This window comes from Pseudoclavibacter sp. RFBI5 (assembly GCF_002931395.1).
Lineage (GTDB): Bacteria > Actinomycetota > Actinomycetes > Actinomycetales > Microbacteriaceae > Pseudoclavibacter.
Genome location: NZ_PSYA01000008.1, coordinates 50,388 through 64,062, shown reverse-complemented (window position 1 = coordinate 64,062; position 13,675 = coordinate 50,388). Strand labels below are relative to the sequence as shown.

6 protein-coding genes are annotated in these 13,675 nt (G+C 72.1%); all 6 read left to right on the top strand.

Going from position 1 to position 13,675, the window contains the following annotated elements; all coding sequences use genetic code 11:
- Positions 1-13 precede the first annotated feature (13 nt).
- The 6 genes from C5E06_RS06285 to C5E06_RS06260 all read left to right on the top strand — a co-directional run bounded on the left by C5E06_RS06285 (position 14) and on the right by C5E06_RS06260 (position 13,623).
- Positions 14-250, top strand: a complete 237-nt coding sequence (locus C5E06_RS06285; RefSeq protein ID WP_104240838.1) for a hypothetical protein — start codon at positions 14-16, stop codon at positions 248-250.
- 105 nt (positions 251-355) lie between these two features.
- Positions 356-10,795, top strand: coding sequence for a non-ribosomal peptide synthetase (locus C5E06_RS06280; protein WP_104306346.1), 10,440 nt, complete (start codon positions 356-358; stop codon positions 10,793-10,795).
- Between the two features lie 80 nt (positions 10,796-10,875).
- On the top strand, positions 10,876-11,085 hold the full coding sequence (locus tag C5E06_RS06275; protein WP_104298996.1) for an MbtH family protein: 210 nt from the start codon (positions 10,876-10,878) through the stop codon (positions 11,083-11,085).
- A complete protein-coding gene (locus C5E06_RS06270; RefSeq protein WP_104306345.1) occupies positions 11,082-12,065 on the top strand; it encodes an ATP-binding cassette domain-containing protein in 984 nt (327 codons plus the stop codon). Before C5E06_RS06275 ends, C5E06_RS06270 begins: the two co-directional genes overlap by 4 nt.
- Positions 12,062-12,862: an ABC transporter permease gene (locus C5E06_RS06265; RefSeq protein ID WP_104240835.1), complete on the top strand. Its 801-nt coding sequence runs from the start codon at positions 12,062-12,064 to the stop codon at positions 12,860-12,862. The genes C5E06_RS06270 and C5E06_RS06265 overlap by 4 nt, the downstream gene beginning before the upstream one ends.
- Positions 12,859-13,623 (top strand): 4'-phosphopantetheinyl transferase superfamily protein, encoded by a 765-nt coding sequence (locus tag C5E06_RS06260; protein WP_181062902.1) that lies wholly within the window; start codon positions 12,859-12,861, stop codon positions 13,621-13,623. Before C5E06_RS06265 ends, C5E06_RS06260 begins: the two co-directional genes overlap by 4 nt.
- The last annotated feature ends 52 nt before the right edge of the window (positions 13,624-13,675 follow it).

Below are 13,675 nucleotides of genomic sequence, written 5' to 3'. Positions count from 1 at the left end.
TGAGGAGCAACACATGAAGAAGACGACGACTCGGACCATCGCCAGCCTCTCCACGGCCGCAGCCCTCTCCCTCGGCGCCGTCGCCCTGACGGCCGCTCCCGCGAGCGCCGCCGAGCTCGCACCCGCGTCGGCTTCGAGCTCCGTGTCGACGCTGGCCGGCGGTGCCCTCATCAACGGCCCCCTGATCGACGGCCCGCTCATCGACCTCGGCGGTCTCCTCAACTCTCTCCAGATCGGCCAGTTCCAGTAGCGGGTCCGCCTCCGTCCGAAGGAGGCAGCCCAGCGGCCAGCGCCGCACGCCGAGCAGGACATCAGGTGCCGAGGGAGACCTCGGCACCTCTATGAGGAGCGCACAGTGACCGAGACCAGCCGCCGCATCGAGACGAACCAGCAGACCACCGCGGGTTCCCCAGATCGCCTTCCCCTCACGGCAGCGCAGCTGGGCATCTGGTATGCCCAGCAGCTCGACCCCGAGAACCCCAGCTACCAGATCGGGCAGTACCTCGATCTCCGTGGCCAGGTCGATGAGGGGCTGCTGCGGATCGCGTTCACGAAGACGGTTGCCGACCTCGACGCGATGAGCCTCGTCCTGGCCGAGGACGGCGACGGGCCGTACGCCGTGCTCGAGCGCCCCTCCCCGACGGCTGACCTCCTCACGACGTCCGATCTCCGTCGCCTCGGCGAGGAGGAGGCGGTCCGGGTCGCCCGCGAGCGGATGGACCTCGAGCTGGAGACGCCCCGGTCGATGACCGGCGGCGACCTGCTCGGCACGACGCTGTACCGCGTCGCCGAGGAGCGCTGGCTCCTGTTCCAGCGCGTCCACCACGTGCTCCTCGACGGCTACTCGGCCGTCGTCGGCCTGCGCTACCTCGCCGGCGCATACACCCGGCTCGAGAAGAGCGCCCCTCGCGGCGTGCTCGGCACGCTCCTGTCCGGGCCCATCGCGCACCTCGCCGCGAGGAGCGCGTCTCCCTTGCCCGGCCTGCACGAGCTCCACGAGCATCTCGATGAGTACGCGTCGTCGGAGAAGCACGAGGCGGATGCCGACTACTGGCGCGCCCAGCTCGCCGACGACAGCGTCGTCACGGGCCTCGAGGGCACGACCGGACGCGCCGCCAAGCGCGTCGTGCGCGTCTCGACGAGCATCCCGGAGGCAGACGCGGCTCGGCTCCGAGCGCTGGGCCGCGACCTGCCGAAGACGGCCGTGGGCCTCGTGGCCCTGTACCTGTCGAAGATGACCGGACAGGCGCGGGTCTCCCTCGGCCTCCCGGTCACAGCGCGGCGCGGCAAGGTCGCGAAGACGACCCCCTCGATGCTCTCGAGCATCCTCCCCCTGCGCGTCGACGTCTCCGCGGGGCTCAGCCTCTCCGACGTCATCGCCAATGCCGGTGACGCGGTCCGCGGCGCCGTCGCCCACCAGCAGTTCCGAGTCGAGGAGGTGGCCCAGACGCACGCGCTCGCGGGCCCTTCCGTCAATCTCCTCCCGGTCATCGACGAGCTGGTCTTCGGCCGCGCTCGCGGCACCGTGAACATCCTGTCGACGGGACCGGTGCATGACCTGTCCGTCGTCATCTCGGGGCTCACGAGCGAGGCCGCCGCGCCGACGCTCCAGCTCGAGGGCGACGCGGAGCTGTACACGAGCGGCGTCCTGCGCGAGCACGCCTGGCGGATGCTCGAGCTGCTCTCGCAGGTCCTCGACGAGCCGGCGACCACCACCGTCACCGACGCCAACGTCGTGCGCGCCGACGAGATCGCGGGACTCCTCGAGCAGGGCTCAGGCGACGATGTCCCGATCGGCCAGGAGTCCGTGCTGCGTGCCTTCTCGAAGGTCGCAGCGGTGCGAGACGCGGAGACGGCGGTCGTCGCCGCAGACGGCACGCTCACCTTCGCCGAACTGGACGCACTCTCGACGAGGCTCGCCCACCACCTCGTTGGCGAGGGCGTCGGTGCGGGGCGCACGGTCGCCGTGCGCATCGAGCGCAGCCGTCACCTCCCCGTGCTGGTGCTCGCGGTGCTCAAGGCCGGCGGCGTGTACGTCCCCCTCGACCCCGAGTACCCCATCGACCGAGTCGGCAACATGATCGAAGACGCGCAGCCAGCGCTCCTGCTCACGAGCAAGGCGCAGGAGCAGCGCGACCTGGCGGCGGGAGCGCAGTGGCGGGTCGCGACCCTCCCGATCGACGCCGACACGTCGGTCGCCTGGCGTCGGAAGACGGCGGACCCCAGCGGCCTCCCGACCGTTGCCCCCTCCGAGCTGGCCTACGTCGTGTTCACCTCGGGCAGCACCGGCCGCCCCAAGGGCGTCGGCGTCGACCGCCTCGCCCTCCGGAACCTCTTCGAGCACCACCGGGCAGAGATCTTCGACCCCGCAGCCGAGCGCCTCGGCAGGCCGGCGCGGGTCGCGCACACGGCTGGCCTCTCGTTCGACGCCGCCTGGGACCCGCTACTCTGGCTCTTCGCCGGCCACGAGCTGCACATGATCGACGACGACGTCCGTCGTGACCCCCAGCGGCTCGCCGCGTACTTCGCCGAGCACGGGATCGACGCGATCGAGACGACCCCGTCGTTCGCCGAGGCACTGATCGCTGGCGGACTGTTCGAGCAGGACCGCTACCCAACCGAGATCGCGCTCGGCGGGGAAGCCGTCGGACCCGCGCTCTGGGATGTCCTGGCGGCCCAGCCGGACGTCCGCGCACTCAACCTCTACGGGCCGACGGAGACGACCGTCGACAGCCTCATCGCGCCGATCGAGAGCGGCTCCGAGCCGCACATCGGCACCTCCGTGCGCAACACGCGCCACTACCTCCTGGATGCATCGCTCACGCCCGTTCCCGACGGCGCGATCGGCGAGCTGTACCTTGCCGGCGCGAACGTCGCCTCCGGCTACGTCGGGCAGCCAGGCCTCAGCGCCGAGCGCTTCCTCGCCGACCCCTTCGCCGGCGACGGGACGCGCATGTACCGCACCGGAGACGTCGTGCGTCGCCGCCGCAGCGGCTCGCTCCGCTTCCTGGGCCGCATCGACGAGCAGATCAAGATCCGCGGCTACCGAGTCGAGCTCGCCGAGGTGGAGGCCGCGCTGCGTCGGCAGCCCGGCGTCTCGGCCGCCGCCGCGATCGTGGTCGGCGAAGGCGCATCCGCGCGCCTCGTCGGCTACGTGACCGGTGACAGCGAGATCACGGACCTGGCCGCTCGCACCAGGGCCTCCCTCGCGACCGAGCTGCCGGGCTACATGGTTCCGAGCAGCGTGCTCGCGCTCAGCGAGCTGCCGATGACGCCGAACGGGAAGCTCGACCGGCGCGCACTTCCCGCGCCGGACCAGGCGCCGAGCGACCCCGTGCAGCAGCCCCGCACCCGCGCGGAGCGCGTCACGGCCGAGGCCTTCGCCGACGTGCTCGGCATCACCTCGATCGGCGTCGACGAGGACTTCTTCGCCGCGGGAGGGCACTCGCTGCTCGCCACGAAGCTCGCCTCGAAGCTCTCCGAGCGCCTCGAACGCCAGGTCACGGTGCGCGACGTGTTCGAGCGGCCCACGGTCGCAGGCCTCGCCTCGCTCGATGCCGAGGATGCCGACGCCGCTCGGACGCTCCCGCTCGTTCCGACACCCCACACGGACGAGCTCCCCGTCTCACTCGCCCAGCGTCGCCTGTGGTTCCTGAACAGCCTCGAGCCAGGCTCGAGCGCCTACAACATCCCCGTCGTTCTGCACCTGGACGGCGAGCTCGACGTCGCCGCCCTCCGCTGGGCGTTCCGGGACGTCGCGGAGCGCCACGAGCCGCTGCGCACCGTCTTCCCGTACATCGATGGGGAGCCGCGCCAGCGCATCCTCCCGATCGACGAGGGCGCCCCCTCCTTCACGGCCGTCGAGGTCCCCGCGGACCGCGTCGACGAGATCGTCAGGCAGGAATCGCTGCGCCCCTTCGACGTGACCGTCGAGGTTCCCCTGCGCGCTGTGCTCCTGCGCCGCTCCGCGACCTCGCACGTGCTCGTCGCGACCATGCACCACATCGCCTCGGATGGCTGGTCGCTCGCGCCCTTCGCCGCCGACCTCTCCGCCGCCTACACGGCGCGCACGGCTCCCGAGTCCGCCGGCTCGAGCGCCGCCCCGTCCCCCGCGCTGCCCGTCTCCTACGCCGACTACACCCTGTGGCAGCGGGAGTCGCTCGGCTCGGAGGAGGACTCCACGAGCGCCATGAGCACTCAGCTCGACTTCTGGCGCCGGGCGCTCGCGGGCGCACCGGACGAGATCGACCTGCCGCGAGACCGCGAGCGCGGGAGCCGGCCGAGCGACATCGGGCACCTCGCCTTCGAGCTCGACGCCGAACGCCACCTCGCGCTGCGCCGCGTCGCCTCGGAGCACCGCACGAGCCTCTTCATCGTCCTCCACGCCGCGGTCGCAGCCGCGCTCGGGCAGCACGGCGCTGGCACCGACATCGTCCTCGGCACACCTGTCGCGGGCCGCGTCGACCCCAAGCTCGAGCGGCTCGTGGGCTTCTTCGTCAACACGGTCGCACTGCGCACCTCGCTCGTCGGCAACCCGACCCTGGAGGAGCTCATCGAGCGGGTCCGGGCGGGGAACACCGACGCCTACGCGCACCAGGACGTGCCCTTCGATGCTGTCGTCGACGCCGTCCGCCCCGCTCGCGTCGCCGATCGCCACCCCGTCTTCCAGGTGCTCCTGACGCTGCAGAACACAGAACCAGCGCGGCTCGACCTCGGCGACGTCGAGGTCACCGTCCCTGGCCAAGTGACGACGGCGGGCGTGAAGACCGACCTCATGCTCGACTTCTCGACGCCCGCTGGCGACGAGGGGCCGCTCGAGGCCGCGCTCGCCTACGACCTCGCCCTCTTCGACGAATCGACGATCGAGCGCATGCGCGACACGGTCGACCGGATGCTCGCCGCCATGGTCGAGTCGGTCGAGCGCCCCCTCTCGGAGATCCCCGCCGTCGACGCCGCGACGCGGCACCGCATCGACACGCAGGCCCGTGGCCGCTCGCTGACCGTCGAAGGGACCGTCCTCGACGTGCTCGCGGCCAGCATCCGCCGCGCACCCCGGGCCTCTGCGCTCGAGGACGAGCACGAAAACCTCTCGTTCGCCGAGCTCGGAGCCCGCGTCGACGCCGCGGCCCTGGGGCTCGTCGCCTCCGGCGTGCGTCCCGGCGATCGCGTCGCCGTCGCGCTTCCGCGATCGGGCGACGCGGTGACGCTCGTGCTCGCCGCGCTCCGCAGCGGAGCGATCGCCGTTCCCATCGACATCGACTACCCGGACGCGCGCATCGCGCAGATCCTCGAGGCGAGCACGCCCGCGCTGCTCGTCGCGAGCGATGCGGACCGCCTCGCCGCCCTCGCCGCTGACTCCGGCACTCCGGCAGCCTCCCCCGCCGCGCTCGTCGCGCTCGGGGAGAGCGCCGAGGACACGAGCCTGCCAGAGCTCCCCCGCCCCGAGCAGCCCGCCTACCTCGTGTTCACCTCGGGCACGACCGGCACTCCCAAGGGCGTGCAGGTCCCGCACTCCGCGCTCGCCAACGTCCAGGCGCAGCACGAGGACGCCATGATCGCCCCGCTGCGCTCGCGCCTGGACGGGCGAGCCCCGCGTGTCCTCCACGTCGCCGGCCTCGGCTTCGACGCCGCCTGGGACCCGATCCTCTGGCTCGCCGCCGGGTCAACGCTCGTGATGGCCACGGACGGCACGCGACGAAGCGCCGACGAGCTCGTGCAGCGCGTCGACGACGCCGCGATCGACGTGCTCGAGACCACGCCCTCCTACGTCCGACAGCTCATCAGCACGGGACTCCTCGACCGGGCCGCGCACCGGGAGACGCCCCTGCTCATCGCGCTCGGCGGCGAGGCCGTCTCGCGAGAGCTCTGGGATTCCCTCCTCGCCGCGGTCGGCGTCGAGGCGTGGAACCTCTACGGCCCGAGCGAGTTCGCCGTCGACTCCGTCGTCACCCGCATCAGCGAACCAGGACACGTGCGGATCGGCCGCCCCGTCGCGAACGTGACCGCGCGAGTGCTCGACGCATTCCTCAGGGATGTGCCGGACGGAGTGCCGGGAGAGCTGCACCTCGCCGGCGCCTCGGAGGCGCACGGCTACCGCGGGCGAGCCGCCGAGACCGCGACCGCCTTCATCGCCGACCCTTCCGGCAACGGCACCCGCCTCTACCGCACCGGCGACATCGTCCGCCGCCACGGATCGGGCGAGCTCGAGTTCCTCCGCCGCGACGACGACCAGATCAAGCTGCGCGGCTACCGCATCGAGCTCGGGGATGTCGAACGCAGCCTCGAGCGCACGGCTGGCGTGGATGCCGCAGTCGCGACCATCCACGCGCCTGCCGGACAGGACAGCGCGCGGCTGGTCGCCTGGGTCGCCGGGACCGCCGATGCCCGGACCGTCACCGCCCACGCCCGTGCCGCACTGCCCGACTACATGGTGCCATCGAGCGTCACCGTGCTCGAGCGTCTGCCCCTGACCCCGAACGGGAAGGTCGACCTCGCAGCGCTGCCCGCGCCCGAGTCCGCCGCGGGTTCGCGGCGCCCGCAGACCGAGGACGAGCGCGCCATCTGCGCGGCGTTCGCCGCCGTCATCGGCCTCGACGAGGTCGGACTGGACGACGACTTCTTCCGCCTCGGCGGGCACTCCCTGCTCGCCGTCGCGCTTGCCGGGGAGCTGCGCACCCGCTTCGGCACCGCACCGGCGCTCCGCGCGATCTTCGACGCCCCCACGCCTGCTGGCCTGCTGGCGCTGCTCGGCCGCACCGGCGAGCGCACCGAGGACGCCCACATGGTGGTCTCCAGCACGCGCCCGCCGCTTCGAGAGTGGACGGCAGCGAACCCCCGCGTGGCCGGACAGCCGCTCCCGCTCTCCCCCGGTCAGGCCCGCCTCTGGTTCCTCAACCGACTCGCGCCGAGCTCCGGCGACTACAACGTCGTCCTCAGCGCTCGGCTCGACGGCGAACTGGACCGGGAGGCGCTCGTCGGCGCGCTCGACGACCTCGTCGCCCGCCACGAGGTGCTGCGCACGAGCTACCCGGAGGCCGACGGGGCACCCGTGCAGCGCATCCACGCCCCGGTCTCCGGCCTGCTCCAGAGCGAGCCGGTCGACGCCTCCGCCGGCTTCGACCTCACTCGCGACCTGCCCTTCCGCGCGGGACTCTCCGAGCAGGGCGACGGATCCTGGCTGCTCCAGCTCGTGATCCACCACATCGCGACCGACGGAGCCTCGCTGGCCCCCCTCGCCCACGATCTCGCAACCGCGTACACGGCGCGAAGGAGCGGCTCCGCAGCACTCCGGCGCCCGCTGCCTGCCCAGTTCGCCGACTTCGCGCGCCTGCTCACGGCGCACGAGGACGAGGCATGCGAAGCACGCGAGCTCACCGCCTGGACCGACTTCCTCGACGGTGCGCCGTCGGTGCTGGAGCTCAGCGCAGACGGCGCCCGCGAAGCCGGGAGCGCCCAGCCGGCGCGCCAGCTGGCCTTCACGGTCCCCGCGAACGTCGCCACCGGTCTCGGCTCCGTCGCCGCCGGCACGTCCGCGAGCGGCTTCCACGGCTGGCTCGGCGCGCTCGCCGGCTTCCTCATGCGCACGGGCTCGGGCACGGACCTCGTGATCGGGGCCCCGTCGGCGGGGCGCCAGGATGCTGACCTGAGCGACCTGATCGGGTTCTTCGTCAACACGCTGCCCCTCAGGATCCAGCTCGGAGACGACGCCACCCTGGCAGGCGCCGTCGAGGCCGCACGAGCGTCAGCGCTCTTCGGCATCGACCACGAGCAGGTGCCGTTCGAGCGCATCGTCGAGGCCGTCGCGCCGGAACGCGTGCTCGGACGCCACCCCCTGTTCCAGACGATGCTGGCCGTGGAAGAGCAGAGCGATCTGCCGCTTGCGCTCCCCGGCGTCGATGTCTCGCCCGTGGCCCCGGAGAGCACGGGAGGCGCGAAGTTCGACCTGTCCTTCACGCTGCGCCCGGCCGAGGCCGGCTCCGACGTGCCAGGAGTGCTCGAGTACAACTCCGCGCTGTTCAGCGAGGCAGCGGCCAACGGCCTCGTCGAGCGACTCCTCGCCTTCCTCACGGTCGCGACCGAGACCCCGGATGCGCCGCTCGCGTCGATCACCATCCCTGGCACCCCGGAACGGCTGCCTGCCTGGCGGCCTGACGGTGACGCGGCTGCGGACGCGGACCTCCGCTCCGTGCTCGAGGCCTTCGATGCCGCGGCAGAGCGCACCCCGGACGCACCGGCCGTCGTCGCCCCGGATGGTGCGGTCGATTTCCGGACCCTCGCCGAGCGGACCGAGCAGGTGTCCCTGGCGCTGCGTCGCGGCGGCGTGACACGGGGCGGCGTCGTCGCCTACCGCCTGCCACGGTCGGTCGACACCGTCGCCGCTCTCCTCGGAATCTGGCGGGCCGGTGCCGTCGCGATGCCCATAGACCCCGAGTACCCGAGCGAGCGCGTCGACGCGATGCTCGATGCGGCCCGTCCCGCGCTGGTCATCGACGGAGGACTCGACGAGATCCTCGCCGAAGGCGCCGGCGCCGGCGCCGGCGGCGAGGCGGGCAAGACCGGCGGCTCCGAGGTGCGCACCGCGCAGCTCGACGCCCCCGCCTACCTCATCTTCACCTCGGGAACGACCGGGGTCCCCAAGGGAGTCCAGGTGCCCCACCGCGCTCTCGCGAGCCTCCTGCGCAGCCACCGCTCGACCCTGCTGCCGGACGCCGCCGAGCGCCGCATCCGCGTCGCGCACACCACCGGCGTCGGCTTCGACGCGGCCATGGACCCCATCCTGTGGCTCGCGAGCGGCCACGAGCTGCACGTCATCGCAGACGACGTGCGCCGCGACCCGGAGGCGCTCGTCCAGCTGTTCGCCGACCGGCAGATCAGGGCATGGGAGACGACGCCGAGCTACGTCGAGGCGCTCACCGCGCAGACGGGCCTCGAGCACTGGCTCGACTCCCTCTCAGCCGCGGACAGCTTCACGCTCCTCCTCGGCGGCGAAGCGATCAGCGGCGAGCTCTGGACCTGGCTGCGTCGCCGGACCAGCACCCGTGCCTGGAACCTGTACGGCCCGACCGAGGTCGGCGTCGACTCGATGCTCGCCAGCATCGAGGACACGAAGGAGCCCACGCTCGGATCCACGACTCGGGACGTCGTCGGCCACGTGCTCGATGCCCGCCTCCGACCGGCACCAGCTGGCAGCATCGGCGAGCTCTGGCTCTCCGGGCCCCAGCTCGCCGACGGCTACACGGGCCGCTCAGCAGCCACCGCCGAGCGCTTCGTCGCCGACCCCTTCGCCCGCGACGGCAGCCGCATGTACCGCACCGGCGACCTCGTGGTCGTGCGGGACGCGATGCCTGACGAGCCCAGCCGCGTCGTCTCGCTCGGCCGCACCGATGCGCAGCTCAAGATCCGCGGACACCGCGTGGAACCCGAGGAGCTGACCCGCGTCATCTCCGAGCAGCCCGGCGTCGCCAGTGCCGTGGTCCTTCCCGTCGAGTCGGCCGGACAGACTGTGCTCGGCGCCTGGATCGTGCCGAGCGAGCTGCCCGCCGAGTCGGACGACACGGCGCGGGAACAGCTGGCCGATCAGGTGCTCGCGGCCGTTCGCGGACGGGTGCCCGACTACATGCATCCGGTCGGCATCAGGGTCATCGCGCGCATCCCGCTCACGCCGAACGGCAAGCTCGACCGAGACGCCCTCCCGGAACAGCAGGCGAGCGGAGGCACCGGGCGCGCCCCGAGCACACGCGCCGAGCTGGCCGTGGCAGCGGCCTTCGCCGAGACGCTCGGCGTCGACGACGTCCGCGCCGACGACTCGTTCTTCGCGCTCGGAGGCCACTCGTTCGTCGCGCAGCCGACCATCCGGGCCATCAACGACGCGCTCGGCACCGAGCTGCCCGTGCAAGCCATCTTCCAGGCGCCGTCGGTCGAGGGCCTCGCCGCCCTCGCAAGCGACGGTGGCGGCGACATCGCGGAGAGCCTCCGGATGATCCTGCCGCTGCGCCCAGCGCGCGACGCGGACGGCTCCACCGCCGGCCAGGAGCCGCTCTTCGCGGTCCACCCAGCGAGCGGGATCTCCTGGAAGTTCGCGGGGCTCCTCGCGCACCTCGAGGGCAGCCGGCCGCTCTACGGACTGCAGCTGCCCGGCATCGCGCCCGATGTCGATCACGAATTCGAGCACAGCTCGCTCGAGGAGCTGCTCGACGCGTACGTGAAGGCCATGAAGAGCGTGCAGCCCGAGGGTCCGTATCGGATCGTCGGATGGTCCTTCGGCGGACGCCTGGCGCACCACCTCGCCGCCCACCTCCAGCGAGGCGGCGACGAGGTCGAGCTCCTCGCCATCATCGACGCCTACCCGACGGAGCATTCTTCCGTCGCCGGAGTCGACGGCGGCGACCGCATGTGGCGCGCGTTCCTCGACGCCAACGAGGTGGCGGCCCCGGCAGGCGAGCTCGACGCCGAAGCGGTGCGCGCAGTCCTGGCAGAGGCGGGCAACCCCCTCGCGGACATCCCGGCACGGAGCATCGACCGCATGGTGCGCGGCTTCCTCCGCGTCGGCGCGCTCCTCGACACGACCCCGATCCCCACCTTCGAGGGCGGGCTGCACGTGTTCGAGGCGCGCGTCGACGTGCCGGCAGACCGGCCAGCCCCACAGGCCTGGGCGGCGCACGCCACGGGTCGGGTCACCTCGAGCGGAGTCCAGGCTCGCCACTCGGCGCTGCTCGACGACGCCTCCCTCCGCGTGATCGCCCCAGTGCTCGACACGCTCATGTCCGATTCACATGCACAGCTTGCCAACCGATAGCGAGCCTGCTCCGAAGCACCTGGAGAACCATTCGCGCCACCTCACTCACGAACCCCCGCGTGAACAGAGAAGGGAACATCATGACCAATCCGTTCGATGACATCTCCGCAGAGTTCCGAGTCCTCGTCAACGAGCTGCAGCAGCACTCCCTCTGGCCCGACTTCGCCGACGTGCCCGCAGGCTGGGTCGTCGTCTACGGCCCAGCCCCCAAGCAGGCCTGCCTCGACTACGTGACCGAGAACTGGCGAGACATCACGCCCGTCCGCGAGCGCGACCTGGCGGTCTCGTGATCTCGATCCGCGGGCTCAGGAAGCGCTTCGGCGACTTCACCGCGCTCGACGGCGTCGACCTCGAGATCCCAGCAGGCTCCGTCCACGCACTCCTCGGCCCGAACGGGGCGGGCAAGACCACCACCGTCCGAGTCGTCACGACCCTCCTCGACCCGGATGCCGGCGACGTGCAGGTCGCCGGCCACTCCGTCCGGCGCGAGGCTCAGGACGTGCGCCGCAGCATCGGCGTCTCCGGCCAGTACGCGGCCGTCGACGAGAAGCTCACCGGAGTCGAGAACCTGACGATGGTCGGCCAGCTCTACGGCATGCGGCGCCGAGACGCGAAGGCACGCGCGAACGAGCTGCTCCGCGACTTCCGCCTCGACGACCTGCACCCCAAGAAGCGCGCGGGCGACTACTCGGGCGGTATGCGCCGCCGCCTCGACCTTGCCGGCGCCATCGTCGCCAGGCCACCAGTCGTGATCCTCGACGAGCCGACGACGGGACTCGACCCGCGCGGGCGTCGCGATACCTGGGATGCGATCCAGACGCTCGCGACGGCAGGCACGACGGTGCTCCTCACAACCCAGTACCTGGAGGAGGCCGACCAGCTGGCCGATGCCATCTCGGTCATCGACTCGGGCCGGATCGTGGCAGAGGGCACCGCGTCGGCGCTCAAGGCGCGGGCAGGAGGAGCCGCGATCGATCTTGTGCTCGAGCGGGCGGAGGACGGCCACAGGGCTCTCCAGATCGTCGCCGCGGTCGGACGCGAGGCGTCCCTCGACGACCGCGCCGTGCGCATCACCGCCAAGGCACCGAACGGCAGCCGTGATCTCGCTGCCGTGCTCGCTGGCCTCTCGGAGGCCGGGATCGGCACGATCGAGGCGGCGCTGCGGCAGCCGACCCTCGACGAGGTCTTCCTCCAGATCACGGGGCAGCGACCCGACGATGCGTCCGCCGAGCTGCACACCAACGACGAGCGACAGGCGGTCACCGCATGAGCGCAATCACCGCGGCCTTCCGCGACGGCAGCATCGTCGCCCGCAGGAACGTGCTCAACGTGCAGCGCACGCCTGGCGCCCTCGTGACCGGCATCGCGCAGCCCATCATCTTCGTCCTCATCCTCGCCTTCGTCTTCGGCGGCGCGTTGGGCGGCGCCGACTACCGGCAGTTCCTGATCGGCGGCATTCTCGCCCAGACCCTGACCTTCAACTCCTCGTTCACCGCCGTCTACCTCGCGAAGGACCTGCAGTCCGGCCTCATCGATCGGCTCCGCACGCTCCCCATGTCGCGCGTCGGCGTCATCCTCGGACGGACGAGCTCCGATCTCGTCACGAGCATCATCTCCATCGCCGTGATCCTGACGTGCGGACTCGCGATCGGCTGGCGCGTCGAATCCGGCCCGCTCGAAGTGCTCGCCGCTTTCGCGCTGCTGCTGCTCTTCGCCTTCGCGACCTCCTGGATCGGCGCGACCATCGCGCTCACTGCAAAGAGCGTCGAGGTCGCGCAGAGCCTCGGCCTCCTGTGGCTGTTCCCCGTCTGCTTCATCTCCGGTGCCTTCGTCTCGGCGGACATGCTCCCCGGCCCCCTTCGCGCGTTCGCGGAGTGGAACCCGGTCACGGCGGTCGCAAGCGCCGTCAGGGAGCTCTTCGGCAACGCGGCCCCGAGCGGCTTCACGGCTGCCGGAGGATGGCCCGCCGAGAACGCCGTCCTGTACGCGTTCCTGTGCAGCGTCGCGATCATCGCGATCTTCGCGCCGATCGCCGTGTGGCAGTACCGCCGCATCAGCCGCCGATGATCGCCGTGCTCGCCGCTGGCATCGACGAGGTCCTCGACGCCGCGTCGCAGTGCGCGAGCACCGACGATCTCGCCGCCGCCGGCGCTCGGGGCACCGAGGAGCTGCGTCGCCGCACGCTGGCGGGGCGCTCCGCCCTCCGGCTGCTGGCGGCCTGGGGCCGCGGGGTCCCGCTCGAGCTGGCCGGCGAGCTCGTCATCGACCGCCGCTGCGCAGACTGCGGCGGGCGCCACGGGCAGCCGACGAGCAGCGACCTCTCGCTCAGCTCCTCGACGACGAGCGGCCGGGTGCTCGTCGCGATCGCCGACCCGGCGGACGCGATCGGCGTCGACATCGAGACCGTGCCGACACAGCTGTGGTCCGAGTTCGACGCGTACGCCCTGCACCCAGCAGAGCGGCTGCGGATGCCCGCGTCGACGCAGCGGGTGGGCGTCGCCGCTCGCATCGCCCTCTGGACGGCGAAGGAGGCCGCGCTGAAGGTCTCCGGCCGTGGCCTCCGAGACGAGCCGTCCTCGCTGCTCGTCGAGGAGCATCCTCTCGATGGGCACCCCTCCTGGCGCATCGTCCACGGTGCGCCGAGTCCCGCATCTGGTCCGTCTTCCGTGAGTGTGCGCCAACTCGCGATCGGCGGCAGCGCGGCGGCATCGATCGCCACCACCCGCCCCCAGGAGGTACGGCTGTGGAGCATGCCCGAGCTGCTGACCGAGCTCGGCTGCCTCCCGAACACCGGCTACGACGTGGGCGAGCTCTCGCACCTGACCTGACCGCGGAAGCTCCCCGGGCCCGCCAGATGGGCCGAACCCACCAGATGGGCCG

Excerpts from the sequence above, each read along its gene's own strand:
- C5E06_RS06285 (WP_104240838.1), top strand. The coding sequence starts at position 14 with ATGAAGAAGACGACGACTCGGACCATCGCCAGCCTCTCCACGGCCGCA.
- C5E06_RS06275 (WP_104298996.1), top strand. The coding sequence starts at position 10,876 with ATGACCAATCCGTTCGATGACATCTCCGCAGAGTTCCGAGTCCTCGTC.
- C5E06_RS06265 (WP_104240835.1), top strand. The coding sequence starts at position 12,062 with ATGAGCGCAATCACCGCGGCCTTCCGCGACGGCAGCATCGTCGCCCGC.
- C5E06_RS06260 (WP_181062902.1), top strand. The coding sequence starts at position 12,859 with ATGATCGCCGTGCTCGCCGCTGGCATCGACGAGGTCCTCGACGCCGCG.